A 26,197-nucleotide genomic window follows, 5' to 3' on the forward strand; every position below is an offset into this window, starting at 1 on the left:
TTGGAGTTGTTATAGATTGCAGAAGCTGCCTGTTGATTTGATTATAGATGAATTAAGAACCACACTTCGTTTACATGTCAATACGATTCTTGTAGCTCCTCCAGGAGCAGGCAAAACGACGCGAATTCCACTTGCCCTCCTGAATGAGCCGTGGTTGGAAGGTCGGCGTATACTTATGCTTGAGCCTCGTCGTCTAGCGGCAAGGGCTGCTGCTCGGTACATGGCTGTATCTTTAGGTGAAGAGGTAGGACGGACGGTCGGTTACCGGGTCAAGCATGATACGAAAGTGAGTCCGATGACACGAATTGAAGTGATTACTGAAGGGGTACTAACTCGTTTGCTTCAAGCCGACCCTTCATTAGAGGATGTTGGATTAGTTATTCTGGATGAATTCCATGAACGTAGTCTTCATGCGGACTTGGGGCTTGCGCTATGTTTACAATCACAAGCGGTTCTAAGAAACGATTTACGCTTACTTGTCATGTCCGCGACATTAGAAGCCAAATCGGTTGCTGCATTGCTGCATGATGCACCCATCGTAATAAGCGAGGGCCGTACATTTCCAGTGGAGACGAGATATTTGCAGCATCCTGTGAATGGACGGATCGAGACTTCGATTGTCCGTATCGTTCAAGATGCACTTGCTCAGGAACAAGGTGATTTGCTCGTATTCCTGCCCGGAGTAGCAGAGATTAGACGTGTGGAAGCCTTACTTAATCAACTAAGCTTGAAGCCTAATGTTCGTGTGGCTCCGCTGTTTGGAAGCTTATCACAAGAAGCGCAGGATGCTGCGATTGCTCCAGCTAAGCCTGGTGAACGCAAAATTGTCCTTGCGACTTCGATCGCTGAGACAAGCTTAACGGTTAATGGTGTAAGAATTGTAGTAGATAGTGGTCTTATGCGTGTATCGAGGTTCTCGCCTCGGACAGGAATGACTCGACTTGAGACGATTGCGGTATCGAAGGCTTCTGCCGATCAGCGCCGAGGTAGGGCAGGGCGCTTGGAATCAGGCATCTGTTACCGTCTATGGACGGAGCAAGAGGATCGGCAGCTCGTGCCTCATACAACACCTGAGATTAGAGAGGCAGACCTTGTGCCGCTCGCATTAGAGTTAGCAGTTTGGGGAGTTTCTGAGCCAGCTGAGCTAATGTGGCTCGATCCGCCGCCTCAAGCAGCATTCGCGCAAGCTCGTAACCTGCTGCAAGAGCTTGGTGCGCTGGATGGCGGCGGAGCGATTACGCCGCACGGGCGGCGTATGTCCGAGCTTGGCTTGCACCCAAGACTCGCGCATATGCTGCTCAAGGCCGATGAGTTCGGCCTTGGTAGACTTGCGTGCGAGCTCGCAGCGCTACTTAGCGAGCGCGATCTATTGCGCGGCGATGAAGCTGCTGCCGCGGGAGTCGACTTGCGCCTACGCGTCGAGGCGCTTCGTCGTCACCATCACGCTGCACTGAGCAGCGTCCGCGAAGATGCAGCTGTGAAGCGCATCTTCGCGGAGGCGGGTAACTTGCAGCGAGCGCTTGGGATCGCCCCTTCAAGGAGTGGCGATACACCGGATGATGCAGCAGCTTGCGGGCTGCTGCTTAGCTTAGCTTACCCAGATCGTATCGCTCAGCGCCGCACGAGTGGAAGGTTCCTGCTCACTAATGGCCGTGGTGCTGTTATCCCACAATTACAGCAACTCTCTAATGCTCCCTATCTTGTTGCGGCAGAGCTAGATGATCAAGGAGCTGAGAGCCGGATATACCTTGCTGCACCAGTCGATTTAGTTGATCTTAAGCAACAAGCAGACATACGGATTGAAGAACAGTCGATCACCCTGTGGGATCACGCTGCACAAGCTGTACGTGCACGCAAACAAATACGCTTAGGTGCACTTATATTAGAAGAGGTATCACTTAAAGACCCAGACCCTGATTTAGTTATGCATACACTTCTAGAAGGCATATCTGAAGAGGGGGTAGTATTGCTCCCATGGTCAAAGACATCTAACCAATTGAGGCAGCGGCTTCTTTTTATGCACCAACTTGACCAAACGGCTTGGCCAGATGTAACAGACGATGCTTTGCTTGCAACAATGGTTGATTGGCTTGCTCCACATTTGTATGGTTATCGAAGTAGTAATGATCTTAAACGCCTGAACATGGTAGCAATTTTAGAGTCGATGCTTTCGTGGGACCTAAGAAGACAACTAGATGAGTTAGCACCAACGCACATCACTGTGCCAAGTGGCTCGAGGATTGCTGTGGATTATACCGATGTTTCTGCCCCATTACTTGCAGTAAGATTACAGGAAATGTTCGGACTAGAGAAGACTCCTTGTCTTGGTGGAGGGAAGATCCCACTAACGATACATCTGCTATCACCCGCCCAAAGACCTGTACAAGTTACCCGGGATTTAGAGAGTTTCTGGCGAGACGCTTATTTTGAAGTGCGCAAAGATCTAAAAGGTCGTTACCCGAAGCATTATTGGCCGGATAACCCCCTCGAAGCGATACCAACCAATCGCATCCGCCCACGTTCATAGAAGATACATATAACCTATTAACTCCTATTAACTCTTATTATTTCATCACAACATCCCAAATCTGCTTCCCGATTAGTACGACAGTTATCATAATAAACAGCGGCTTCACGTAAGCCGCTCCACGTTTAATAGCTACTCTTGATCCCACAATTGCTCCAACAATCATAGAGAGTCCCATCGGTATTCCATAACTATAAGAGACTGAGCCAAGCATAGCGAACATGACTAATGCCGCAAGGTTCGAGGCAAAATTAAGTACCTTTGCATTGCCTGATGCCCCGACAAAATCGAAACCTAGCAATAGAAAAACAAATATAAGAAAAGAACCTGTACCTGGTCCAAAAAATCCGTCATAGAATCCAATCCCTGTTGATGCAATAACTAAGAGAACAATTTTCTTTGTCGTCACGCCCTCATAAGTTGACTTATTTCCCCAATTTTTCTTCATTAGCGTGTAGATCGTAACTGCAACTAATAGGACGACAACAAGAGGCTTAAGAAATTCAGAAGGAATAGCATTCACGCAAAGTGATCCTAGAGCTGCCCCAATAAAAGGTAATGGGAATAATCGGGCGACTAGACTCAGCTCAATTTTGCCAGATAATAAGAAAGAAGTTGTACTTGTTAGAGATGACATTGTGCTTGCTAGCTTATTGGTTCCTAGTACGAGATTTGGTGGTAACCCAATCGCAAGTAATGCAGGCACGGAAATAAGCCCTCCACCCCCAACCACTGAGTCAATAAAAGCTGCAATGAAGCCTGTTGCAATTAATAAAAGTAGAATTTCTAGAGAAGGTAGTTCCACGCATTGACAGCCTCCAGCCCATATAAGAAGGGTTCCCAAAAATAATAGTCTTCTTGGATTATCATAGGTTAACGCGTTCATGTCAGCAACACTTTTAAAAGCTGTAATCTTTTGCACTTAGTTAATCGACAGCAAGGGCTCTTTAGGCTAATATTTGGATTATAAAGAATGTAGATGGATAAAGGAGGCACTTTATGGGACTAACAGCTGTAGTTGCAGGTGCGACAGGGCTTGTCGGCAAGCAAATTGTTGACCTACTTCTAACGAATGATAAATATGTGAAAGTCATCACATTAGGCCGTAGAAAGCTTGATATACAGCATCCTAAGCTAGAGCAACGAATAGTTGATTTCAATAAACTAGAGGAGCATGCAGATTGCTTTCATGAAGCAGATGTATTCTGTACACTAGGTACGACGATCAAACAGGCAGGCTCCAAAGAAGCCTTCTATCAAGTGGATTATCAATATCCGCTGAAGCTTGGACAGCTAGCACGCGAGCAGGGAGCCAATCAATTTCTAATCGTCACAGCAACTGGAGCGAACGCCAAATCCAGGGTTTTCTATAGTCGTGTCAAAGGTGAAGTTGAACAAAGCCTAATGGATTTGAAGCTCTCCTCACTTCATATATTTCGGCCTTCCTTCTTGTTAGGTGATCGTGTAGAAGTGAGATTTGGTGAACGTGTGGCTCAAGCTGTCATTAATGTTATTTCCGTCATACTTCCCAAATTGATTCATAAACACTTAGCTATTCATGTGAGAACTGTAGCGCGAAGTATGATGAATGTAGCGATGAGCAGGACATCTGGTATTCATATGTATGATTCTAGTCAGATGGATGAAATAGCTACACGCCCCGAGTAGTGTTTTTGACTAGAATCCCAATCAAGAAACGTTTATTTGTTTTTCTTGTATGTTAATAACTCCGATACCGTAATAAACTCAAATCCTCTACGTTTTAGCTCGGGTAATATTTGTTTCAAAGCAGCTGGTGTGCTTGACTTGCCTTCAACATGATCATGAAAGAGAACAATATCCCCATTCCGAGCGTTATTCAGAACTTTATTGACTATTTTGGATACAGCAGGGCCCTTCCAGTCCTCTGTATCCTGATGCCAAGACCACAGAATGATCTGGTAACCCGCATTTCTGATCGTGTTTACCATGTTCTCATTATAATAGCCGCCTGGTGGACGGAACAGTGTAGGTCTAATTCCGGTAGCTCTGAATATGGCATCAGATGTTTTGGAGAGCTCCTGCTCAATAAAGGCCGGGGTCCGCTGTTTATTAAAATAGGTGTGATAATACGTATGATTGGCAATTTCATGCCCCGCCGTAAGAACTGTTTTGACAAGCTCAGGGTATTTATCTACACGATTTCCCACTACAAAAAAAGTCGACTTTGCATTATATTGTTCAAGCAACGCGAGAATTTCATTCGTTTCAATTGTATCAGGACCGTCGTCAAAGGTAAGTGCAATGACCTTGCTTTTCGTAGGAACTTCCCATACAATTTCGTTATTTGCTTCATAATAGTTTCGTCCTTTGGGTATGTTCATTGCATAAGACGGGTCAGATGTTCCCCATATTAAGCAGAGTGTAATGCATCCGATGACGAAGAATTTCATTCTTAAGGGCTCCTATTCCATGAGGTGATTCCTAATAGGTTGTACCCTCTATGCATAAAATATAAGGGGTGGAAAATTTATCCTCCATATGAATCGCGAAACGCACGTGTTAAGCGAGTTACGTCTACATTCCAGATGGATGCAATCCCAGGTGCAACATGCTCTTCCCACCAATTTGCTTGTATTTTGCGATTAGAGCTGTTATCTACAATGAATGTGAGATTTAGCAGTACCTGCTTATAATAGAGCTCTTCGGCTTCCTTAACTTGGTCAGAGGGAATCCATTGTTTGAGCTTCTTGATCGTCCGCTCCAATTCTCTACGGCAAGCTCTGCGTATGGATCTCAAATTAGGTGGTTTTTTCGTATGCTTTTGTGTCATGTCATTGAGCACATCAATCGTCTCCCTTCTATTGCTACATCTGTATGCAAGAAGGTATCTTTCAGCAACTAAATGTAATCGAAAATAAAATAAGTACTAGGACAAATAGCGAACTTGCATTGACGTAACAAGATACACTATATTATAATTTGTTTATATTATTTAGCGTGCGACTAATTACTAGGCATGAGCTAAGTGAGACAAGGTAGCAATTTTTTTGCTTTCTTTCTCCGTAGCTCGTGCTTTTTTTGTGTATAAAAGGGCATGCTTAAAACAATTAAATTTGGAGGTGGTTTTATGTTTTTCAAAAAGAAGAAGCTCGTCACATTAACAGCCCCGTTAAGCGGAACCGCCGTTGGTTTAGAAGAAGTACCGGATCCAGCATTTGCACAAGGATTTATTGGGGATGGTATTGCCATTAAACCGGATAAAGGTGTTCTCGTTTCACCTTGTGATGGTGAAGTTGCATATCTAATTGATACTTATCATTCCGTCATTATTTCACATGAATCAGGAATTGAAGTATTGATGCATATCGGTGTGAATACCGTTTCATTAAAAGGTGAGGGCTTTAAGCCTTTGATTAAGACAGGTGATACTGTTAAGCAAGGACAACCATTAATCGAATTTGATATTGCGGCAATTGAAGCTGCAGGATACCCAACAATCACACCTGTGATCATAGCAAATGCAGAGGTTGTTGCTAAACTTAGTAAATCATTTGGCTCAATGACTGCAGGTCAGGGAGTTGCCATGGAGGTACAGGTAAAGTAACTCAGCTAACATGAAGTAACTAACTCTAACTAACTAAATAAGTCATAACTCGGGTAGTATCGAAGACAGCTCAGATTTACATTAAAGGAAGGTGCTATCGTGTTAGGTTTTTTACAAAAAATCGGAAAATCTTTAATGCTTCCGGTTGCTGCATTACCTGCAGCTGCTATCTTACTCCGTTTTGGTAATATTGATTATGTAAAGGATTTTGGGTTTGGCGCTACAGGGGAGTTTATTAATCAATATATCGCCCCATTCTTAGCCGCAGGCGGTGCGGCAATTTTTGATAATTTACCGATCATATTTGCGATTGGTGTAGCGATTGGACTAGCTGGAGATGCAGTCGCGGCACTTGCGGCAGTAATTGCCCATTTAGTTCTCACTAATGTTCTAACTAAAGTACCGGAAGCATTTAGTTACATTGGCAGTGATGTTAAGCTAGATATGGGCGTACTCGGTGGTATTGTTGCAGGTAGCGTTGCAGCTGTCTTATATAATAAATACCATGACATACAGCTTCCAGATTGGTTAGGATTTTTCAGTGGTAAGCGGTTTGTCCCCATTATTACATCGATTATGATGGTTGTTATCGCATTAGCTTTTGGTTTAATTTGGGGTCCAGTACAAAATGGACTTGATGTTTTTGGTAACTGGGTTGTTTCATTAGGCGCATGGGGTTCAGGTATCTTTACAACAGCGAATCGCTTGCTTATTCCTTTTGGCTTACATCATGTTATTAATGCAATCGCTTGGTTCCAAATTGGTGACTTTACGGACGCTGCTGGAAACATCATTCATGGTGATCTACACCGATTCTTTGCAGGAGATAAAACGGCAGGTTTATTTATGACAGGTTTCTTCCCGATCATGATGTTCGCTCTGCCTGGTGCAGCGTTTGCCATCATTCATTCGGCAAGACCTGAGAAGCGCAAAACTGTTGCATCTGTATTTATTGGTTTGGCAATTGCATCGTTCTTAACGGGTATTACAGAACCTATTGAATTTGCATTTATGTTCGTAGCTCCATTGTTGTACGTATTCCATGCGATATTGTCAGGAGTATCAGCGTTTATTATGGTATCGCTCGGCGTTAGGCTTGGGTTCGGCTTCTCAGCAGGATTAATTGACTATGCTATTAACTACCCACTAGCAACTAAGCCATTGTTATTAATTCCAATCGGGCTTGTATTCTTCGTTGTTTATTATTTCTTATTCCGTTTCTTAATCGTAAAATTCAATTTGAAAACGCCTGGACGGGAAATCGATGATGTTGATGTTGAATCTAGTAAAGAAACAGGTGGTAAATCCTCCCTGCATGATAAAGCAGTGATGATAACTGAAATGCTTGGTGGTAAAGAGAATATTAAGAGTATTGATGCATGTATCACGCGACTTCGCCTGATCTTGCATGACGATAAAATAATTGACGAACCAGGCCTAAAGCGTATTGGTGCAGCGGGGATCATGAAGCTTGGGTCAGGTGTTGTACAGGTCATATTCGGAACACAGTCCGAATTAATTAAGGGAGAAATTAATAAACTATAGGCTAGATATAGTTTTGACTATAAAAGGAGTTGACTTCATGCAACAGCAAACTTTCACCGTGAAGAATCCAACAGGTATTCACGCAAGACCATCAGGGGCAATCTTAAAGAAGGCAAGTGTGTTTTCTTGTAAAGTAGAGTTACTCAAAGAAGATGGTACCAAAGCAAGTGCCAAAAGTATGGTTGGCGTTCTTAAATTAGGTTTGAAGCAAGGTGATCAAGTCACAGTTATTACTGAAGGTGACGGAGAAGCTGAAGCGCTGCAAGCAGTTGGCGAAATAATAGAAACTGTTTTTGAATAAGGTGGTGTGATTGGCTTGAGTAATTTAACAGGAATAGCTGCGGCACCAGGATATGCAATCGGACCTGTTTTCATTATGGGGGAAGATAAATTAGTTGCTGAACGTAAAAGCTTAACGATTTATGAAGCACAAGGTGAAGTCTCACGGTTTACAGATTGCGTGCAGGAAGCCATTACACAGCTCAAAGAACTAAAAGAACAAACCCGTGTGAAAATTGGCGAAGAGCAAGCTGAAATTTTTGAAACTCATATCCTTGTTCTGCATGATGATGAGTTTGTCGGTCGTGTGAAGGAAGTAATCGGGGAGCAATTAATTAACGCGGAAGCGGCATTGCAAGATGTGACAGAAGAGTTAGTTACGTTTTTTGAAGCAATGGATGATTCTTATCTGAAAGAACGTGCAGCAGATTTTCGTGATGTAAGCAAGCGTGTTATGAGTTTACTACTGGGCACTAAACAGAAATCATTAACCGATTTTGATCAGCCCGTAGTATTAATTGCGCATGATCTTACACCTTCTGATACGGCACAACTTGATCGTGACCGAGTGGCTGGCTTTGCCACGAATATTGGAGGTAAAACATCTCACTCCGCGATTATGGCGAGGTCAATGGAAATTCCAGCTGTTGTTGGGTTGAAGGATGTGACTAGTCATCTAACTGATAATGACTTCGTGATTATCGATGGTGGAGCGGGGACGATTATCATAAACCCTTCTCAGGATGTCATTCAGGCTTATCAAGAGAAGAAGCTGAAATATGAAGAACGTAAAGATGAATTTAAGAAATATTTGAATGCGCCGTCGGTAACAGCTGATGGTCACAAACTTGAGATTGTTTCGAACATTGGGAATCCAGGTGATGCACTTGGTGCTAAGCGTAATGGTGCAGAGGGGATTGGATTATTCCGTACGGAATTCTTATATATGGGACGAGCTAGCTTCCCAACTGAGGAAGAGCAGTTTAAAGCCTACAAAGAAGTAGCAGAAACATTTGGTAGCGGTAGTCCGATCATTATACGTACACTTGATATCGGTGGCGATAAGGAGCTTGATTATCTTGATTTACCGGATGAGATGAATCCTTTCCTTGGATATCGTGCGATTAGACTGTGTTTGGACGAGAAGGATATGTTCAAAACACAGCTTCGGGCAATCCTGCGTGCAAGTGCTTTTGGTAACGTGAAAATCATGTACCCGATGATTGCTACTTTACAAGAACTACGAGCAGCAAACGCGATACTTGAGGAAGTGAAGCAGGAACTTGATGCGGCAAGCATCGCTTATAATCATGAGCTAGAAGTAGGTATTATGATTGAGATTCCAGCAGCAGTTCTTGTATCGGACCAACTGGCTAAGGAAGTTGATTTCTTCAGTATTGGTACGAATGATCTAGTACAATATACGATGGCTGCTGACCGAATGAACGAGAAGGTATCCCATCTAACACAACCAATGAATCCTTCCGTATTAAGACTTATACGCATGACAATTGAGAATGCGCATAATGAAGGCAAATGGGTAGGCATGTGTGGTGAGATGGCAGGTAATTTAACCGCAATTCCATTATTACTTGGTTTTGGGCTTGATGAGTTCTCCATGAGTGCTGGGTCTGTTCTGCCCGCCCGTGTGCTTATGAGCAAGATTAACATGAATGAGGCTAAGCAAATTGCAGCTGAAGCGTTAAACATGCAATCTGCAGCAGAAATTGAAGCATATGTACGCAAAAGCTTACCAATTGTTTCAGAGATGACATAGGGATTTATTCAAGTATGAATCAATTTCATAACTTGCAAGGTATTATGAAATTGATTCGTATATATGATGATAAAATAGCCATCTTTCTGCGAATAGAAGCAGAAAGATGGCTATTTTAGTCAACTGTAATATAAGCAATCATTGGGCCTCCATTTGCAATGCTGGAATGTGTCTGACAGATCAATCGATAGGTACCTTCTTTAGTAGGTGTAAACGTAACAATCGTTTGTTTACCTTGCTTAACCTCGCCTTTAATGTCCATTCCCTCAATAATGAATGGATGACTAGTACCATTCACTCCATAAATACTAAGTCTAACAGGCTGGTCTTTTTCAACAATGATTGTGCCAGGGTCCCAGCGGTAGGTTTCGATCACCTTGCCATCAGCAGAAGTAGACTTAAATTCACCGGTTACCATTTCGATTGTGCGTTCTTGTATGGGTTTAGTGGTTACTTCGGTAGGTTTTTCCATTCGAACAAGCACAACAACAGCAAGTAGGGCGATTGCAACACATACAGTCAGGATTATTTGCCTTCTAGTAATAACAAAGCTCTTAAACATGCAGGTATGCCTCCTAATTATAGAATCTCTTACTGTAATATATGCGTAGGCTTGTCAACTATGCTAGAAGAGTTTATAAAGTAGATGAGATAATTGTATATATGGTAGAATAAACTTGGGAATAGGTAAACAACCTATAGAAGAAATTCAAGAAATTTCCGAGCCTAAAATACGAATAGAAGGTAGGAGAGTCATGCTAGGCGATTTAATTAGTTCGATATTACAATTTTTAGAAGGCTTAGGGTATTGGGGTGTCATGCTCGGGCTGATGATTGAAATTATTCCGAGTGAAATTGTTCTTTCCTACGCAGGCTATTTAGTGTCATCAGGGTCTATATCATTTTGGGGAGCTGTCGTTTTTGGCACAATAGGGGGTGTCTTCGCTCAACTGTTTATTTATTGGGTGAGCCGCTATGGAGGCAGACCAATCTTAGAAAAATTCGGTAAATATATTTTTATACATAAGAAGCACATTGATATCGCAGAAGCATGGTTCAATCGCTATGGGACCGGTATGATTTTTGGAGCAAGATTCATTCCGGTTGTTAGACATGCGATTTCGATTCCGGCAGGTTTGGCCAAGATGTCTCATGCTAAATTTATTACGCTAACAACACTTGCAGTTATACCATGGTCGATCCTATTTGTATATCTAGGCAAGTCACTTGGCGATAAATGGGAAGATATTGATCGTATCGCAGGACCTTACATCAAGTATTTTGCAGCAGGTGCTATCTGCTTAATAGGGATATACTTTATTATCAAAATAATAATGAAGAAGAAAGAAGGTAGGGAGTAATGAGTAAGAACGTTGCTCATAAGCTTGGACTAGGAATTTCTCCAGAGCAATTTATTGGGGGAATGACGAAAAATCAAGATCAATTTAATGATTATTATGCCAAGTTCGAATGGCCAAGTGAAGATGATCGTGATTTTTTTGATTCATTGAGCAATCGAGATGACTTACGTTGCATTATTCTTGCAGCTGACTGGTGTGGTGATGTGGTTCGTAATATTCCAGTTGTATTCCGCTCATTAGAGATTAGTGGTATTCAAGTAGAGGTTATGATTAAGGAACAACATGAAGATTTAATGGATGAATATCTGACGCTTGGAGGCAAGTCAATTCCTGTTGTTATATTTGCTGATACAGGCGGACATGTACTTGGACAGTGGGGACCGCGACCAGCCTATATTCAGGAGGTAATGGTGCAGTTCAAGCAGGATAATCCCGATCGTGAGAGTTCAACTTATGAAGAAAATTTGGGTGCAACACGCAAGGAAATCATGCATCGCTATGGTGAAGGCACCGAATATCAAGCAGCTGTGGTCAAAGAGCTACGCAAATTACTATCAACTTTTTAGAAATTAAAGGGGTTAAGGATAAAACATGATCAACATCCAGACATTTACACTCGGACCATTACAGACTAATTGTTATTTATTGACCAATGAGGAAGGTACCAAGGGGATTGTGATTGATCCAGGTATGAAGCCAGCTGCGCTTCTTAGACGGATTGAGAATATTGAGATTGAGGCCATACTACTAACGCATGCACACTTTGACCATATCGGTGGTGTAGATGCTGTCCGTAAAGCCAAAGGTTGTCCTGTCTACCTTCATCCACTCGAAGCGGACTGGTTAACGAATGCCCGTAAGAATGGATCGCTCAACTGGCCTGATCTAGGTGGTCCCATTACGACAGATGAAGCGGAGTATGATTTAGGGGAAGGTCAAGTACTGAACTTTCTAGGTATTGAGCTCAAGGTATTCCATACACCGGGTCATTCCCCAGGCAGTGTATCGTTCTTATGGAACGATCATTTATTTAGTGGAGATGTACTATTTAAACTTTCGGTTGGAAGAACGGATCTGTCAGGTGGGAACAATCGCGACTTAATGGATTCAATTCAAGGTAAACTGTTCGATCTAGCTGATCATGTCGTCGTTTATCCAGGACACGGTCCCAAAACAACGATAGGCTATGAGAAACTGAATAACCCACACGTTTAATCGTATGATGCGCACTTGTCCAGATTTGGATAGGTGCGTTTCTTATTATGTTTGTAGATTTGTCCATCCTTTACTAAATACAAGTAGAACTCATCTAAATTAATAGATGTTTGTCTATTTTATGATGTACTAGGTAAATACCGTGTTCTGATAGGATATACCCCCATAGACTGTTGGTAACTAGAAAGTTGCCCTGAAGTTCTAGATGGAGCTTAGAAACTTTGTAGGAAACTAGATGTACAGTTATGAATTCATGTAGAAGAATAATGTCTGATTCAATGTCCAGCCTGAGATAAAAGTTTAGAGGAGGTGTTTGCATTTGGAGCCAATGAAACCGTATATGCCTATGCCAGTTCAACAATTAAAAGTTCAACAAATGCCAGTTGTAGAGGAGAAGCCTATGGTATCGCCATTCATGATGCCATATCAACAGCCTATGTGGCAACAACCTGTATATCAGCAACCAGTTAGCTCGTATCATCCACCTAAATGTCCACCAGTTGTAGTCAAACCTGCTCCTTGTTCGTCCCCAGGTGAAATTCTAGTTTTGTTTGTCTTACTTGTTATCATTAGTCGTTGTTTTCTTAGCTGGAGATAAAGATAAATGTTTATCGCGCAAACCTCGCTTCATTAGAAGCGGGGTTTTGTTGTGTTGTAAGTCTTATAATTGTGGATAATATTGAACGAATGGGATCATAACATATAGTATAGTATTGAATAAATCGATGCAAAGCGTATAGTATGGTAGTGTAATCTTAAAGGATACCTACATACTATACGCTTTTTGGCTTGTATTGAGTAAAGCCTTAAGAAGAATGGGGAATTGATGACGTTGACTAAACCACATGACAACTTATATAGAGATCGTTTATATCGTTTGCAGAACGCCATGAAGAAGCAAGGAATAGATGGATTTATAGTGACACAGAACGTTGATTTGTACTATATGACAAGATCCATGCAAACAGGGAATTTATTCATACCCGTTGATGGAGAACCTCTATTCTTCGTTCGTCGTAGTGTTACGAGAGCTGAAATGGAGTCTGTATTCCAAGTAGAACCAATGAGTGGTTTCAAAGCCTTATATCATAAATTAATTTTAGCACGAGTAGATGATGATGCTACACCGCTTACACTTGCAACAGAATTTGATGTATTGCCAGTGGCTATGTTCCATAGACTGCAAACCGCCTTCCCAGGCGCGGCTTGGGTCGATGGCTCCCTCATGATTCGGGAGCTTAGGATGATCAAATCGCCGGATGAGATCGCGGCGATTAAGCATGCAGCCAGCGTCGTAGACGCTGCGCTGGCGTCAGGGCTCCGGCATGTCCGTGCCGGCATGCCGGAATTCGAGCTGATGGCTCATATTGAGCATCAGCTTAGACTACAAGCGCATGCGGGGCTCATGCGCATGCGTGCTTACAACGCCGAGCTCATCACCGGCGTTGTTGCTGCGGGGGACGCGGCGGCGGAGCCGACTTACTTCGATGGCCCTGCAGGTGGCCTAGGTTTAAGTAAGTCGTCGCCTCAAGGCGCGTCCCAGAGGCCGATCCAGCAGGACGAGCCGATTCTGCTGGATCTTGGGTGCATGATCGATGGCTATGTCATCGATCAGACGCGCACAGCTGTCATAGGTAAGCTGCCGGATGACCTGCAGCATGCCTATGAGCTTGCGGAGGCGGTATTACGCGCTACCGAAATGAAGCTCAAACCAGGTACAATTTGCGAAGAGTTGTACCTTGACGCACTTCATCAGGTGGAAGAAGCAGGCCTTGCTGAGTATTTTATGGGCTTTGGGGATAATCAGGTGAAATTTCTTGGCCACGGAATTGGCTTAGAAATTGATGAACTTCCGGTGCTTGCCAAAGGCTTTACATACCCACTCGAACCGGGAATGGTTATCGCTATAGAGCCTAAGTTTACATTTCCTAATCGAGGTGTTGTTGGGATTGAGAACACATATCTCATCACAGATGACGGGTTCGAGAAGCTAACTATTTCACCTGAAGGTGTTATTCATGCCTAAGTCATAGCATTAGTCATAGTAGAATGTGGACAGGGTTCTTTTTTTCTGCTATAAAGAATTTATAAGTTTTAGCTAAGAAGGAAATAGATACAAGAAAGTGAGTCACATGCGTGAGAGGTGTATAGCATGCTGCAACTAGGGGAAAAAGTATGCATTATTGGAGACAGTGTTGAACAAGATTTGCCAATCGGCGACTATGCTTATGTAATCGCTTATGATCGGAATGCGGACAATGTGTTCGACTATGTGGTCCGTGTACCCAGATTGAACAAGCATTTTTTTGTACCAGCAGAGGATATCGAAACTGAATCTGTGCTTCTGCAGGAAGAAGCTGATCGCATTGAGAGAGAAGCGCTGATTGATTTTGCACTAGCAACGCGTAATGAGCAATTGTTTTATCATATAATGAATGGCAATGAAGATGAGGAAGAAGAAGAAGAAACGAGCCACGAGGTTCAGTCTGTAGATAATTTTATTAAACAAATTAATTTGAGGGCTTGGATTTAATAAAGCTTGTATATTAAATGAGGCGTGAGTATGCGCTTCATTTTTTAGTGGTATAGAATTTATAACTTTCAGGTCATAAATTCTAAGTATCACCTTAAGAAACGCATCCGGCCTATTAGGACGGAGAAGTCGTTTCTTTTTGTAATACATGATTTATATCGCTTGGCTCATAAAACTTTGTTCAGATTTTGTCAATTCATTGAGTTGCTAAGCTTTGTAAGCTATAATGTATTAGCGCATTAAGGCGTATAGAACAAGTGTTTAAAGCAAGTAATAAGGTTGAAAAGAGGTGTCCTCTGATGAGTATCACGATTCAAAATGTTGAGCATGTAGCTAAGCTAGCTAGGCTTGAATTAAGTATGGATGAGAAACAGCAATTAACGGAGCAACTTAATGGTATTTTACAATATGCTGAGCAATTGAACGAGTTAAATACGGATGATGTAGTTCCAACCTCTCATTCAATGCCACTTGTAAATGTAATGCGTGAGGATGAAGTACGTCCTTCATTGCCAATTGAGAAAGTATTCCGAAATGCACCAGAAGTAGAAGATGGGCAATTTAAGGTACCAGCTGTTCTCGAATAGAAATATATAAAACCATAAAATGTATTACATAATTTTGGAAGGGGGAGCGTTACTTTGACTCTTTTCGATATGAGATTGCAGGAAATTCATAATCGTCTAAATGATAAAAGTTTAAGCGTTCAAGATCTAGTAGACCACTCGTATAAACGTATTGCTGAAGTAGATCCGAAGGTACAAGCTTTTCTACAGCTTGATGAAGCAGGTGCTCGTGCAGCTGCAGCTAAGCTAGATGAATTGCTGGCTAGTGGAAGCTCTGACCAAGGAATACTATTCGGTCTTCCTATCGGTATTAAAGACAATATTGTCACAGAAGGAATTACAACAACTTGTGCAAGCAAGTTTCTGGAGAATTACGATCCCATTTATGACGCAACTGTTGTCAAGAGACTAAAAGCCGCTAACAGCATTACGATTGGTAAGCTGAATATGGACGAGTTTGCCATGGGAGGATCTAACGAGAATTCTGCATTCCATCCAACCTATAACCCGTGGAATCTCGAATATGTACCTGGTGGTTCATCTGGTGGTTCAGCTGCTGCAGTTGCTGCAGGTGAGGTTTATTTTGCGCTAGGTTCGGATACTGGCGGCTCCATTCGTCAACCAGCCTCTTACTGCGGAATTGTCGGTATGAAGCCAACTTATGGTCTCGTATCTCGTTTTGGATTAGTGGCGTTTGCATCTTCACTTGATCAAATTGGCCCATTAACTAAGAACGTAGAGGATGCTGCCTATTTAATGCAAGCAATTGCTGGCCATGATGTTATGGATTCAACTTCAGCTAAAGTAGATATTCCTAATTATACAGCAGCACTAACTGGTGATATTCGTGGTTTACGAATTGCTGTACCTAAGGAATACATGGGCACAGGTATTGATCCAGAGGTCAAAGAGCGTATCCAAGAAGCCCTTCGTGTACTTGAAAGCCTTGGAGCTATATGCGAGGAAGTATCGTTGCCACATACCGAATATGCAGTAGCTGCCTATTACTTGCTTGCTTCTTCTGAAGCATCATCTAATCTAGCTCGCTTTGATGGTGTTCGTTATGGCAAACGTGCTGACAATCCAGAGAACTTACTTGATCTTTATCATCAGTCCCGTAGTAAAGGCTTTGGACCAGAAGTGAAGCGTCGTATTATGTTAGGAACCTATGCGTTATCTTCCGGCTATTATGATGCTTATTATTTGAAGGCTCAGAAGGTACGGACACTGATTAAACAAGATTTTGATCATGTATTTGCAAATTACGATATTGTAGTGGGTCCAACAGCTCCAACGACCGCATTCCGGATCGGCGAGCAGGTAGACAATCCGCTTACGATGTATTTGAACGATATTCTTACCATCCCTGTCAATCTTTCAGGCAATCCAGCGATCTCAGTTCCATGTGGAATGGTGAACGGCTTACCTGTTGGTTTACAAATGATTGGTAAAACACTTGATGATGCGATGGTACTTCGAGTTGCTCATGCATTTGAACAGCATACAGACCACCATAAGCAACGTCCACAACTATAAAAGAGGCATATGCTTTCGAAGTAGTTTTGCTTCGCAAAACTTTCACTCACAAAACTTGTAGGAGGATCAACCTGATGTCAGTGACTGACAAAAAATACGAAACGGTTATTGGACTTGAGGTTCACGTAGAGCTTCACACATCTTCCAAAATTTTCTGCGGATGCGCGACATCGTTTGGCGCACCGCCTAATACGAATACATGCCCGATCTGTCTAGGTCATCCGGGTGTATTGCCTGTGCTGAATCGCCAAGCTGTTGATTATGCAATGAAGGCTGCGATGGCACTCAATTGTGAGATTTCAAGGGATACGAAGTTTGATCGTAAGAACTACTTTTATCCTGATTCTCCAAAGGCGTACCAAATTTCACAGTATGATAAACCAATCGGTGAGAATGGTTGGATTGATATTGAGGTTGAAGGTAAAACAAAGCGTATTGGTATTACCCGCTTGCATCTTGAAGAAGATGCGGGCAAGCTGACTCACGTTGATGGTGGTTCTGCTTCGCTTGTTGACTTTAACCGTGTTGGAACACCGCTCATTGAAATCGTATCAGAGCCAGATATTCGCACACCTGAAGAAGCACGCGCTTATCTTGAGAAGCTAAGGGCGATTATGCTGTATTGTGATGTGTCTGACGTTAAGATGGAAGAAGGCTCTATGCGTTGTGATGCGAACATCTCGATTCGTCCTTGGGGACAAGAGGAATTCGGTACACGTGCTGAGCTTAAGAATATGAATTCCTTCCGCGGCGTTCAGCGCGGCCTTGAATATGAGGAATGGCGTCAAGCTGAAGTTTTAGATGATGGGGATAAGGTTGTGCAAGAAACAAGACGCTGGGATGAAGCTCAGAGTATAACTGTGTCCATGCGTTCCAAAGAAGAAGCACATGATTATCGCTACTTCCCAGATCCTGATCTAGTTTCTTTAGCTATTGATGAAGCTTGGATTGAACGTATCCGTGCGACGATACCTGAACTTCCTGATGCTCGTAAAGCTCGTTATACGACAGATTATGGATTACCAAGCTATGACGCTGAAGTAATTACAGCTTCTATGCAGCTTGCAGACTTGTTCGAGGAATCACTTTCGTATACGAAAGATGCTAAACAAGTTTCAAACTTCATAATGGGTGATTTACTCGGATATATGAACGCTGCTAATCTTGAGTTCCTGGATCTCAAAATTACTGGCAAAGGTCTAGGTGAGATGATCGGTCTCATTGAGAACGGTACGATCTCGAATAAGATTGCTAAGACTGTATTTAAATCTATGCTTGAAACGGGCAAAGGTCCTAAGGAAATTGTAGAAGAACAAGGTCTTGTTCAAATCAGCGATGAGGGTGCAATTAAAGCGATTGTTGCCAGCGTTGTCGAGAATAATCCGAAGTCAGTTGCAGATTACAAGGCTGGCAATGATAAAGCAATTGGCTTTATTGTTGGACAAGTTATGAAAGAAACTAAGGGAAAAGCTAATCCAGGGCTTGTTAATAAACTTATCGTTGAAGTATTGAATTCTTAATTTAATCAACGAACTGGTATTACCTTGGAATATCAATATATACTACTCTTTGAAGCGACATATCTTATGGTATGTCGTTTTTGTCTAATTGAAGTAGATGAAATTATCGTATATATAAGGAGATGTTATTCATGAATCCGTGGCATATTGATACTTTTGATTTGACAATAAGGTTGCTAATGGCAGTTGCATTTGGGGGATTAATTGGCTTTGAACGAGAAATGTCTAATAGTGCTGCAGGTCTTCGTACGCACATACTTGTATGTGTCGGCTCAACACTTGTGATGCTAATTTCTATTTATGGGTTCGCAGATTTTGTTGATCAGGCTAATGTTCGAATTGACCCGTCGCGGCTTGCTGCTCAAGTTATTACAGGTGTCGGCTTCCTTGGAGCCGGTACCATTATGACAACTGGTAATGTGATCAAAGGTCTGACGACAGCAGCATCTGTATGGGTAGTTGCTTCAATTGGTCTCGCAATTGGTGCAGGATTCTATTATCCGGCTGCAATTGCATTCATACTAGTTATTCTTTCGCTATGGGTGCTCAATAAAGTTGAGAAGAAATTCATCAATGTCAAAAAACAACAGATTCTTAAACTTCAAGTTATTGATCATATGGGGCTTCTAGCTCAGTTATCAAGTATTATCGCTACGAATAAAGGTGAGATTCGTAAAATGATTGTAGATACTGAACAGGAAGACGGGAAAATAATGCTGGTGTATACCGTTTTATTTCCAAGAGGAAGTGCTCCAAATATTGTGGAACAGATGGCAGCTGTCGATGGCGTTACAAGAATCAGCATTGAATAAATTATTTTACGGGAAAATGAAGTGATAAAAGGATTACAAGCGTCTAAGTTATAAATGAGTTTGAAGGGTGGGGAATTCGTGTGGAACAAATGACGGATGAACAAATACTAGAATTGATCCGTCAAGGTCAGATGGATGCTTATCGCATACTAATCGACCGCCACAAAAATTACATTTATACGTTGATTTATCAAATGGTTAATCACGCTGAAACTGCTGAAGATTTATCACAAGAAGTATTTGTTAAGCTGTTTCGAACCATCTCGCAGTTTCGTGGACAATCCAAATTTACAACTTGGTTATATCGTTTGACCGTCAATATTGTTCAAGACTATCGGAGGTCAATTAAGGGAAAGTCATTTCTAAATCTCATAGATAAAATGAAAGAATGGTTGCCAAGTTCAGATTCACTACCAGAACAGCAGATTATAGCCAAAGAGGAACGAGATCTAAAGTGGCAGCTAATCGGTGAGTTACCAGAGAAGTACAGGCTCATTCTGATTTTGCACTATCTAAAAGAGTTTAGCTATCAAGAAATCGCAGAAATAACAGAGCTCCCAACGAAAACAATTGAAACAAGACTATATCGTGCCAAGAAAATGTTAAAGGAACGTTGGATGGAGGTGGCCCGCAGTGATCAAACATCAAATGAACTACATAAAACCAAAGTCACGGGATAAGAATGATTTACATGATCAGTGGCTTAATACCCTACCACTTGATCACCCATCAGTGAACTTTACCGATCAGGTGATGGCCACACTAGAAGAAAGTCCTGCTAGGTCAGTAGTTCTTACACCAAATAACAAAACGACTATCTCCTATGTAAGACGTGAATTTCTACATGGTTTAACAGCTGCGCTTTCTACTTACTTATTCATTCAATCAGGTCTCATGAGTAAACTTATTACGCTGGATGTTATCATCTTCAAGATTGTTCATTTTATCGAGGGTATTTCACTGTAATCGTTATTTCAATCTAATTAATTGGAGGTTAAATGATGGATCATCACTATCATCAGGATCCTAATATGGACCCATATCGTAATTACCCACCACCTTATGAGCAAATATATAAGCCAAAGAAGAAGTGGTTTGCTTGTTTCTTATCTTTCATAATTCCTGGCTCAGGTCATATGTATTTAGGACTCATGCAACGGGGATTATTATTTATGCTTTTGATTGCGTTTAATATATCTCTGATTACTTTAATTGTTAGTTCGGGTAATCCAAATGTCGCTTTAGTAACAATTGTTTCCTTATGTATTCCAATTACTTATTTTTATACTATTTTTGACGCTTTACAGTATACAGATAAAGTGAATTACGTCATATCTTTGGGAGGGTCTGTTTCAGATGCAGCTAAGCAGCTCTCAAGTAACAATAATATGGGTTTTTTGCTAGTGGCAGTAGGTGGATGGTTCTTTCTATTGAGTGTGAATCCGAAATGGTTAACTCTGATCTTTGAATCAGCAATCAGTACCTACTTAGGAGGAATAATTCTCGTTGTAGCTGGCGTAATTATGATCCTATTCAATCAACGTAAACGATAGTCTAGGAGGTATAAGTCTGTGATTAAAGTTGGACGATATACATCTGCTCTCTTGTTGTTGACATTAGGGGGAGCCATTTTACTCGAACAAATCTTTGGTGGAGATAAACTAACTTGGTTGTTTACTTGGTGGCCGTTACTATTCATCGTTCTTGGATTAGAGTATTTGTACTATAGCACTCGGTATCGAAATGAAGAGAGAAGAATGAAACTTGATTTACTTGGGTTAATGCTCTCCATTATTATCTCGCTTGTCATAGTGGGTAGCGTTAAGGCTCCGATAGTCATCAATATGCTAAAAAATAATAGTATTATAGATATCGTATCGAACGAGATAGTAGGTATAGATAAGAAAGGATTTGCTTTTGATAAACTATACAAAGATATTCCCATAGATTCTAAAACGACTCAAATTAAGTTAAGTAACGTGATCGGTGATGTGATTGTTCGATCAGGTGAAGTGAATCAGCTAGCTATTCAAGCAACGGTATGGGTAGATTTGAAATCAGAAGCGGAAGCTCAGCGAATAGCTGGTGAGACACAGGTTCAATATACAAGTGGCAAAACACTAGAAATTAATGCTGAAGGTCCTGAATATTCACATGGGATGGGCGTAAAGTCTCCTCCGCGAATTGACCTAACAGTCACAGTTCCTGCAGAGTTACAATTGGACACTTTTAAACTAGAATTAGTTACGGGTACCTTGGATATTGCTGATCTGAAGAAAGTAGAGAATTTCGATATCGATGTAACTAATGGAGAAGTTAAATTATCTGATCTTCAATCTGTGCAAGCTAACTTGATTAATGGTGAGTTAAGTGCAGCACAAATTAATGGAGATTTACAAATTGATGTTAAGCGGGGATCGGTTAAAGTTGATCAAGTGTATGGTAACTTAGCTATTAGTACCAATCTTGCCGAAATCGATGTTGTTTCTAATCAAGTTGGGGGTAACTGGAATATAGAGAATACCTTGGGTGAACTTAAACTTGGATTACCAGTAGTTGGTGATTATTCAGTCGAGGCGAATGTACTTGGAGAAGCTACAACTGACCTTCCGTTTACATTAAATGACGATACAGTAACTGGTGTTGTTGGTAATGGTAAATATCAAGTGAAGACTGAAACGATAGGACAATTAGAGGTTTTCCAGAAATAATTATCAAATTAGCGCTTTGTTTCATTGACAAGAGAACATTTTCACAATTACAATAATGTATATACTACAAATAAGCAGAAAAGTAGGTGGTATGTACATGTCCAATCAACTTTCAGATGCCCTAGATAAATTAAAAAACAACGGAGTTCGCATGACGCCTCAGCGGCATGCCATTTTATCGTATCTTCTGCATTCTTTGAATCACCCGACTGCTGATGACATCTATAAAGCATTAGAGTCTAAATTCCCAAATATGAGTGTAGCTACCGTGTATAATAACCTGAAGGTTTTCATGGAAACTGGACTTGTACGCGAATTGTCATATGGAGATGATTCTTCACGTTTTGATGCAGATATGAGCGATCATTATCATGCTACATGTGTGAGTTGCGGTAAAATCGTCGATTTTGAAATATCACCATTCAAGGATGCTGAGCTTGCAGCTTGTCAGCAAACTAATTTTAATGTTCATGGCCATCGCTTCGAAGTGTATGGTACTTGTCCTGAATGTACAGTAACTAGAACACACTAAATCAGATTCAATCAAAAGCATGAACGTGTCCGCCTTAATCGTTTCCGGAGGCGTGATACGTTTTTCTTTTTGTGAACAAAGGAAGTGATAGGAATTAAAAAAATATTTAAATTACTAATATTGTTGATCCTGCTTGTAGGTACCGGCTATTATGCGTATTCGTTGACACAACGTGAGGTGCCGAGTAAAGAGCATGTTGGAATCGAGTATTATGGTAAGGACAAACCTCTCTTCTATAAAGGTGAGATGTTCGAGCAATCAGCTTTGGGTAAGGGAGAAGCTCTTAAGCTACCATTTGATTTTATTAGCACTCATATTGATTCATCAATAACTTATGATAAAGCAAGTCAATCTGTTATTGTAACAACACAGGATAAGGTAGTTCGACTTCGAACAGATGGACAAACATCGACGATTAATCAGAAACCAATTAAGCTCAGATTTCCAATTGAGAAGCAAGAGGATACAGTTTATATACCTGTAGATCCCATTATGGATTTGTTTGATCTGGAAATTAAGGAAGACGAGCAGACGGGTATTGTCACTGTTGCACATGCAGGAGATCCTCTTCAATGGGGGCTTGTGGAAGCTAAGAAGAAAGATAAATTAATTCCAATGCGTACAGGTCCATCGGTAACAGAGCCTATTCTAAGTGATTTGTCATCTGATACTACGATGATCATTTGGAATGAATCAAATGAATGGTATCATGTGCAATTAGAGAATGGACTCACTGGATATGTTCAGAAAATAAATGTACGTCTTGATCGCATTGAAACCGTACCACATAAGAAAAAACCAGTGGAGCCTTTTGTTCCATGGAAGCCAACAGGTGGCAAAATTAATATGACATGGGAGTATGTGACAGGGAAGAATCCAGACACGTCCCAAATCGGACCAATGCCTGGTCTTAATGTTATATCGCCTACGTGGTTTCATTTAGCAGATGCTGAAGGGAATTTGAAGAATAATGCTGACCCTGCATACGTAACATGGGCGCATAGTCGTAATTTACAAGTCTGGGGACTTGTAGATAATGCATTTGATCCCAAGCTTACTGCACAAGCTCTATCGACCTATGATCGTAGAATGACAACGATTAAACAGCTATTATCTTTTGCGAAATTATATAAGTTGCAAGGCATAAACATTGATTATGAGAATGTAAATACGAGTGATAAACAAAATATGATTCAATTTGTTCGTGAATTAACGCCATTAGCGCATGAGCAGAATTTGGTCGTATCCATGGATGTAACCCCTAAATCACAATCTGAGGGGTGGTCTTTATTCCTGGACCGTCGTGCATTAGCAGAATCACTAGACTATATGATTCTAATGGGATATGACGAGCACTGGGGATCAAGTCCTGTAGCTGGCTCAGTAGCTTCCTTACCATGGGTAGAGGCGGCTCTTACGCGAATTTTAGATGAAGATGATGTGCCTCCTTCTAAGTTCATACTAGCTGTACCTACCTTCACGAGAGAATGGACGGAAGAGCAAGTGAATGGCAAGACTAAAGTGTCATCTAAGGCTATTTATATGTCACGACAAGATAGAACGATTAAGGAACAGAAGCTTACGCCAACCTATCTAGAGGATATTGGACAGAATTATGTCGAGTATAAAGAAGGTTCATTGGTCAAAAAGATTTGGATGGAAGATAAAGTTTCGATGAAAAATAGAGTTGAGCTTGTCAAAAAGTATAACTTAGCAGGTGTAGCGACGTGGCGTAGAGGCTTTGAGGCGCCAGAAATCTGGGATGTAATCCAAGAAACCTTGACTACTCGTCCGTAACAATAATGAAGGAAGGCGCCATTTGATATGGCGCCTTCCTTCATTATTGTTAGAGAGTATAAACCGTCTGGCAAATAAGAGAATATATTACTTCGTATCAGCTGGTTTAAAACTAGGATCTACGGTTAATATAGTTTTACAGAACATACAGCGATCCGTTTTACCCAAAAGCTTCGTTTGTTTTCCGCATTCAGGACAATCAATCAATGTCGCTGAGGTGGATAACATACCAGCCCAGAAATAAACAATCATACTAAATAGCATACTAAGCATTCCAATAATTGCGAAAACAATTGCGATAATGCGGCCAATCTGTCCCCAATCGAATACAATTCCAGCTAGTCCTACAATCATTAGGAGCATTCCACCCATTGTCAGGAGCAGACCCCATAAGCGAAATTCATTCACTTTACTGGATTTAAAAAGGATTTTTTTGATGTCAGCCATAATAAGCACCTCTTTCCATTTTGATGTCATTTTACCAGTTTTGTCACATCATTTAGCAGGGAATTTTGACTAATTGAAGAATACTTAGTATCAATGCTTATTTGAATCCTGTGTAGTTACTGAATAAGAATGTATAAGTTAGTGAAACTGTTTCTTCTATGTAGTAATTCTTCTTGCTGGATTTATTATATTAAACTCTAAGTTTTCATACAAGCGTTCGACATGATTAACAGCTAGTGTTGATTGACTCTAAGGAGGAGAAAGAATAATGGAGCGAGATGAGTTTTCAGTGGGCTTGCGTTATAACTCAGTAGAGTTGTCGAATGACATTCGTAATCAAAGATTATTTACAGAATTCACGAAGCTGTTATACAAATGCTCAGAAAGCAAAAGATTAATAGATGCTGAACATTATATGGATGCTTATCGCTCCTGTCTTGAAGCATTAAGCCATTGGGCAAGAATTTGTGTATTGGAAGCTGGTCAATACCCTGAGGTATCCATAATGAAGCAAGTCAAAGGAATCAATTGTGGGGTATATAAATTATATGAAGAATTAACAGCAAGCTCAGAGTCCATCGAGCAACGTGTGCAGCTTGTTATACTTGCATGTGAGTTTGGTATTGTTTCTAAACTTGAGCAGTGTAGTATTCCTTTAATGGATGTACTTCGTAGTAGATCGGAGTATTGGAGCTTGGAAGAACTATTAGGAATGGATGCTTTTAAAGATATTAGTGAAGGGCTAGTACTTCTTCTCGACAGGCTTACTAAGAAAGCAATGATTAAAGTTGTATTCGTAGCACATGACAAGGATTTTAGTAATTTAGAAATGTCATTTACAGCATAGCTAGGATGCTTCGTCTGAGTGAAGATTTATGGAATAGAAGCGAATAAACGTTGACATATCAAGAGTTTATATGATCATAATAATCGCCGATGGTGTATAGTCTAGATGCCCATTTGGCGGCTTTTTTTGTCTCTATAAAAGTTGTAATTATTAGTTTCTTTAAAAGAGTTGACTTAGTGGCTTTCCCTGTGGTAAATTAAATCTCGCCCCTTCAAGTGGCAACATTCGACAAAGTTTTTACAAGCACCAAATCATACATCAGCGAAATGCTGAGTAAGGAATTGGAAGAAAAAAAAGCTTGCATCTAACATGATGAATGTGGTATATTATAAAAGTCGCCGCTGAACGAAACGGCAACGAAAACAAAACAAATTGTCCTTTGAAAACTGAACAACGAGTGAAGAAATACAAGAGGTTATTAACCTCAAAACGTTGAGAGAACGAGCGCTTCGGCGTRAGTGATCAAGACAAGCTAGCAAGAAATTTTGAGCAATCAGCTCTAATTATAGCAAGTCAACTTCGGTTGATGAGCACTTTAATGGAGAGTTTGATCCTGGCTCAGGACGAACGCTGGCGGCGTGCCTAATACATGCAAGTCGAGCGGAT

Annotated in this window: 28 protein-coding genes and 1 rRNA gene; 24 read left to right on the forward strand and 5 right to left on the reverse strand. The window is 41.1% G+C overall.

Going from position 1 to position 26,197, the window contains the following annotated elements; all coding sequences use genetic code 11:
• The first annotated feature begins 16 nt into the window (after positions 1–16).
• Entirely contained in the window at positions 17–2,527 is a 2,511-nt protein-coding gene (gene hrpB / locus AC1DOK_RS11035; protein WP_477554318.1) for an ATP-dependent helicase HrpB, read from the forward strand.
• A gap of 37 nt (positions 2,528–2,564) precedes the next feature.
• Here the strand turns inward: hrpB and AC1DOK_RS11040 are convergent, their stop codons facing one another.
• Entirely contained in the window at positions 2,565–3,332 is a 768-nt protein-coding gene (locus tag AC1DOK_RS11040; protein WP_477554357.1) for a TSUP family transporter, read from the reverse strand.
• 194 nt (positions 3,333–3,526) lie between these two features.
• Between AC1DOK_RS11040 and AC1DOK_RS11045 the strand changes: the two genes are divergently transcribed.
• Positions 3,527–4,195, forward strand: a complete 669-nt coding sequence (locus AC1DOK_RS11045; RefSeq protein WP_477554319.1) for an oxidoreductase — start codon at positions 3,527–3,529, stop codon at positions 4,193–4,195.
• A gap of 32 nt (positions 4,196–4,227) precedes the next feature.
• Here the strand turns inward: AC1DOK_RS11045 and AC1DOK_RS11050 are convergent, their stop codons facing one another.
• Together AC1DOK_RS11050 and AC1DOK_RS11055 are read right to left on the reverse strand one after the other, a co-directional pair.
• Complete coding sequence (locus AC1DOK_RS11050; RefSeq protein ID WP_477554320.1) at positions 4,228–4,959, reverse strand: polysaccharide deacetylase family protein; 732 nt, start codon at positions 4,957–4,959, stop codon at positions 4,228–4,230.
• 77 nt (positions 4,960–5,036) lie between these two features.
• Positions 5,037–5,351 (reverse strand): dehydrogenase, encoded by a 315-nt coding sequence (locus AC1DOK_RS11055; RefSeq protein ID WP_477554321.1) that lies wholly within the window; start codon positions 5,349–5,351, stop codon positions 5,037–5,039.
• 285 nt (positions 5,352–5,636) lie between these two features.
• Here AC1DOK_RS11055 and AC1DOK_RS11060 point away from each other — a divergent pair, with 285 nt between their 5' ends.
• The 4 genes from AC1DOK_RS11060 to ptsP all read left to right on the forward strand — a co-directional run bounded on the left by AC1DOK_RS11060 (position 5,637) and on the right by ptsP (position 9,714).
• Positions 5,637–6,113: a PTS sugar transporter subunit IIA gene (locus AC1DOK_RS11060; protein WP_477554322.1), complete on the forward strand. Its 477-nt coding sequence runs from the start codon at positions 5,637–5,639 to the stop codon at positions 6,111–6,113.
• A 99-nt stretch (positions 6,114–6,212) separates the two neighbouring features.
• Positions 6,213–7,658, forward strand: coding sequence for an N-acetylglucosamine-specific PTS transporter subunit IIBC (gene nagE / locus AC1DOK_RS11065; RefSeq protein ID WP_477554323.1), 1,446 nt, complete (start codon positions 6,213–6,215; stop codon positions 7,656–7,658).
• Between the two features lie 37 nt (positions 7,659–7,695).
• Positions 7,696–7,959: an HPr family phosphocarrier protein gene (locus AC1DOK_RS11070; RefSeq protein WP_477554324.1), complete on the forward strand. Its 264-nt coding sequence runs from the start codon at positions 7,696–7,698 to the stop codon at positions 7,957–7,959.
• 15 nt (positions 7,960–7,974) lie between these two features.
• On the forward strand, positions 7,975–9,714 hold the full coding sequence (gene ptsP, locus AC1DOK_RS11075; protein WP_477554325.1) for a phosphoenolpyruvate--protein phosphotransferase: 1,740 nt from the start codon (positions 7,975–7,977) through the stop codon (positions 9,712–9,714).
• A gap of 115 nt (positions 9,715–9,829) precedes the next feature.
• On the opposite strand, the gene AC1DOK_RS11080 is transcribed toward ptsP, so the two are convergent.
• Positions 9,830–10,276 carry a cupredoxin domain-containing protein gene (locus tag AC1DOK_RS11080; RefSeq protein ID WP_477554326.1) on the reverse strand — a complete coding sequence of 149 codons (447 nt, stop codon included), beginning with the start codon at positions 10,274–10,276 and terminating at the stop codon, positions 9,830–9,832.
• A gap of 193 nt (positions 10,277–10,469) precedes the next feature.
• Between AC1DOK_RS11080 and uptA the strand changes: the two genes are divergently transcribed.
• The 16 genes from uptA to AC1DOK_RS11160 all read left to right on the forward strand — a co-directional run bounded on the left by uptA (position 10,470) and on the right by AC1DOK_RS11160 (position 24,297).
• On the forward strand, positions 10,470–11,075 hold the full coding sequence (gene uptA, locus AC1DOK_RS11085) for an undecaprenyl phosphate transporter UptA (RefSeq protein ID WP_477554358.1): 606 nt from the start codon (positions 10,470–10,472) through the stop codon (positions 11,073–11,075).
• Complete coding sequence (locus tag AC1DOK_RS11090; protein WP_477554327.1) at positions 11,075–11,641, forward strand: thioredoxin family protein; 567 nt, start codon at positions 11,075–11,077, stop codon at positions 11,639–11,641. Before uptA ends, AC1DOK_RS11090 begins: the two co-directional genes overlap by 1 nt.
• 25 nt (positions 11,642–11,666) lie before the next feature.
• The gene (locus AC1DOK_RS11095) at positions 11,667–12,290 is read left to right on the forward strand and encodes an MBL fold metallo-hydrolase (protein ID WP_477554328.1); all 624 of its coding nucleotides are present in this window, start codon (positions 11,667–11,669) and stop codon (positions 12,288–12,290) included.
• A 319-nt stretch (positions 12,291–12,609) separates the two neighbouring features.
• Positions 12,610–12,888, forward strand: a complete 279-nt coding sequence (locus tag AC1DOK_RS11100) for a hypothetical protein (protein ID WP_477554329.1) — start codon at positions 12,610–12,612, stop codon at positions 12,886–12,888.
• Positions 12,889–13,122: 234 nt separating this feature from the next.
• Positions 13,123–14,316 (forward strand): M24 family metallopeptidase, encoded by a 1,194-nt coding sequence (locus AC1DOK_RS11105; protein WP_477554330.1) that lies wholly within the window; start codon positions 13,123–13,125, stop codon positions 14,314–14,316.
• 126 nt (positions 14,317–14,442) lie between these two features.
• On the forward strand, positions 14,443–14,823 hold the full coding sequence (locus AC1DOK_RS11110; RefSeq protein WP_477554331.1) for an ATPase: 381 nt from the start codon (positions 14,443–14,445) through the stop codon (positions 14,821–14,823).
• 299 nt (positions 14,824–15,122) lie between these two features.
• Positions 15,123–15,410 carry an Asp-tRNA(Asn)/Glu-tRNA(Gln) amidotransferase subunit GatC gene (gene gatC / locus AC1DOK_RS11115; protein ID WP_477554332.1) on the forward strand — a complete coding sequence of 96 codons (288 nt, stop codon included), beginning with the start codon at positions 15,123–15,125 and terminating at the stop codon, positions 15,408–15,410.
• A 54-nt stretch (positions 15,411–15,464) separates the two neighbouring features.
• A complete protein-coding gene (gatA, locus tag AC1DOK_RS11120) occupies positions 15,465–16,925 on the forward strand; it encodes an Asp-tRNA(Asn)/Glu-tRNA(Gln) amidotransferase subunit GatA (RefSeq protein WP_477554333.1) in 1,461 nt (486 codons plus the stop codon).
• 74 nt (positions 16,926–16,999) lie between these two features.
• Positions 17,000–18,445 (forward strand): Asp-tRNA(Asn)/Glu-tRNA(Gln) amidotransferase subunit GatB, encoded by a 1,446-nt coding sequence (gene gatB, locus AC1DOK_RS11125; protein WP_477554334.1) that lies wholly within the window; start codon positions 17,000–17,002, stop codon positions 18,443–18,445.
• 131 nt (positions 18,446–18,576) lie between these two features.
• Positions 18,577–19,257, forward strand: a complete 681-nt coding sequence (locus tag AC1DOK_RS11130) for an MgtC/SapB family protein (protein ID WP_477554335.1) — start codon at positions 18,577–18,579, stop codon at positions 19,255–19,257.
• A gap of 89 nt (positions 19,258–19,346) precedes the next feature.
• Positions 19,347–19,937: an RNA polymerase sigma factor gene (locus AC1DOK_RS11135; RefSeq protein ID WP_477554359.1), complete on the forward strand. Its 591-nt coding sequence runs from the start codon at positions 19,347–19,349 to the stop codon at positions 19,935–19,937.
• On the forward strand, positions 19,891–20,223 hold the full coding sequence (locus tag AC1DOK_RS11140; RefSeq protein WP_477554336.1) for a hypothetical protein: 333 nt from the start codon (positions 19,891–19,893) through the stop codon (positions 20,221–20,223). Before AC1DOK_RS11135 ends, AC1DOK_RS11140 begins: the two co-directional genes overlap by 47 nt.
• A 35-nt stretch (positions 20,224–20,258) precedes the next feature.
• Positions 20,259–20,810 (forward strand): hypothetical protein, encoded by a 552-nt coding sequence (locus AC1DOK_RS11145; protein WP_477554337.1) that lies wholly within the window; start codon positions 20,259–20,261, stop codon positions 20,808–20,810.
• Positions 20,811–20,828: 18 nt separating this feature from the next.
• The gene (locus AC1DOK_RS11150) at positions 20,829–21,968 is read left to right on the forward strand and encodes a DUF4097 family beta strand repeat-containing protein (RefSeq protein WP_477554338.1); all 1,140 of its coding nucleotides are present in this window, start codon (positions 20,829–20,831) and stop codon (positions 21,966–21,968) included.
• A 97-nt stretch (positions 21,969–22,065) separates the two neighbouring features.
• Positions 22,066–22,500: a Fur family transcriptional regulator gene (locus tag AC1DOK_RS11155; RefSeq protein WP_477554339.1), complete on the forward strand. Its 435-nt coding sequence runs from the start codon at positions 22,066–22,068 to the stop codon at positions 22,498–22,500.
• A gap of 84 nt (positions 22,501–22,584) precedes the next feature.
• Positions 22,585–24,297, forward strand: coding sequence for a glycosyl hydrolase family 18 protein (locus AC1DOK_RS11160; RefSeq protein ID WP_477554340.1), 1,713 nt, complete (start codon positions 22,585–22,587; stop codon positions 24,295–24,297).
• Between the two features lie 87 nt (positions 24,298–24,384).
• Here AC1DOK_RS11160 and AC1DOK_RS11165 read toward each other — a convergent pair whose 3' ends face one another.
• Positions 24,385–24,726 (reverse strand): DUF2614 family zinc ribbon-containing protein, encoded by a 342-nt coding sequence (locus AC1DOK_RS11165; RefSeq protein WP_477554360.1) that lies wholly within the window; start codon positions 24,724–24,726, stop codon positions 24,385–24,387.
• Between the two features lie 286 nt (positions 24,727–25,012).
• Between AC1DOK_RS11165 and AC1DOK_RS11170 the strand changes: the two genes are divergently transcribed.
• Positions 25,013–25,591 carry a hypothetical protein gene (locus AC1DOK_RS11170; protein WP_477554341.1) on the forward strand — a complete coding sequence of 193 codons (579 nt, stop codon included), beginning with the start codon at positions 25,013–25,015 and terminating at the stop codon, positions 25,589–25,591.
• Between the two features lie 535 nt (positions 25,592–26,126).
• A 16S ribosomal RNA gene (locus AC1DOK_RS11175) occupies positions 26,127–26,197 on the forward strand; the annotation flags it as partial.

The organism is Paenibacillus sp. P5_B5 (assembly GCF_056400365.1).

What these genes read in the sequence shown, in the direction of transcription:
- AC1DOK_RS11095 (WP_477554328.1), top strand. Translation starts at nt 11,667, where the DNA reads ATGATCAACATCCAGACATTTACACTCGGACCATTACAGACTAATTGT.
- AC1DOK_RS11135 (WP_477554359.1), top strand. Translation starts at nt 19,347, where the DNA reads ATGACGGATGAACAAATACTAGAATTGATCCGTCAAGGTCAGATGGAT.
- uptA (WP_477554358.1), top strand. Translation starts at nt 10,470, where the DNA reads ATGCTAGGCGATTTAATTAGTTCGATATTACAATTTTTAGAAGGCTTA.
- AC1DOK_RS11110 (WP_477554331.1), top strand. Translation starts at nt 14,443, where the DNA reads ATGCTGCAACTAGGGGAAAAAGTATGCATTATTGGAGACAGTGTTGAA.
- AC1DOK_RS11045 (WP_477554319.1), top strand. Translation starts at nt 3,527, where the DNA reads ATGGGACTAACAGCTGTAGTTGCAGGTGCGACAGGGCTTGTCGGCAAG.
- AC1DOK_RS11080 (WP_477554326.1), bottom strand. Translation starts at nt 10,276, where the DNA reads ATGTTTAAGAGCTTTGTTATTACTAGAAGGCAAATAATCCTGACTGTA.
- AC1DOK_RS11145 (WP_477554337.1), top strand. Translation starts at nt 20,259, where the DNA reads ATGGATCATCACTATCATCAGGATCCTAATATGGACCCATATCGTAAT.
- AC1DOK_RS11130 (WP_477554335.1), top strand. Translation starts at nt 18,577, where the DNA reads ATGAATCCGTGGCATATTGATACTTTTGATTTGACAATAAGGTTGCTA.
- gatB (WP_477554334.1), top strand. Translation starts at nt 17,000, where the DNA reads ATGTCAGTGACTGACAAAAAATACGAAACGGTTATTGGACTTGAGGTT.
- AC1DOK_RS11090 (WP_477554327.1), top strand. Translation starts at nt 11,075, where the DNA reads ATGAGTAAGAACGTTGCTCATAAGCTTGGACTAGGAATTTCTCCAGAG.
- gatC (WP_477554332.1), top strand. Translation starts at nt 15,123, where the DNA reads ATGAGTATCACGATTCAAAATGTTGAGCATGTAGCTAAGCTAGCTAGG.
- AC1DOK_RS11060 (WP_477554322.1), top strand. Translation starts at nt 5,637, where the DNA reads ATGTTTTTCAAAAAGAAGAAGCTCGTCACATTAACAGCCCCGTTAAGC.
- AC1DOK_RS11155 (WP_477554339.1), top strand. Translation starts at nt 22,066, where the DNA reads ATGTCCAATCAACTTTCAGATGCCCTAGATAAATTAAAAAACAACGGA.
- AC1DOK_RS11170 (WP_477554341.1), top strand. Translation starts at nt 25,013, where the DNA reads ATGGAGCGAGATGAGTTTTCAGTGGGCTTGCGTTATAACTCAGTAGAG.
- AC1DOK_RS11070 (WP_477554324.1), top strand. Translation starts at nt 7,696, where the DNA reads ATGCAACAGCAAACTTTCACCGTGAAGAATCCAACAGGTATTCACGCA.
- AC1DOK_RS11050 (WP_477554320.1), bottom strand. Translation starts at nt 4,959, where the DNA reads ATGAAATTCTTCGTCATCGGATGCATTACACTCTGCTTAATATGGGGA.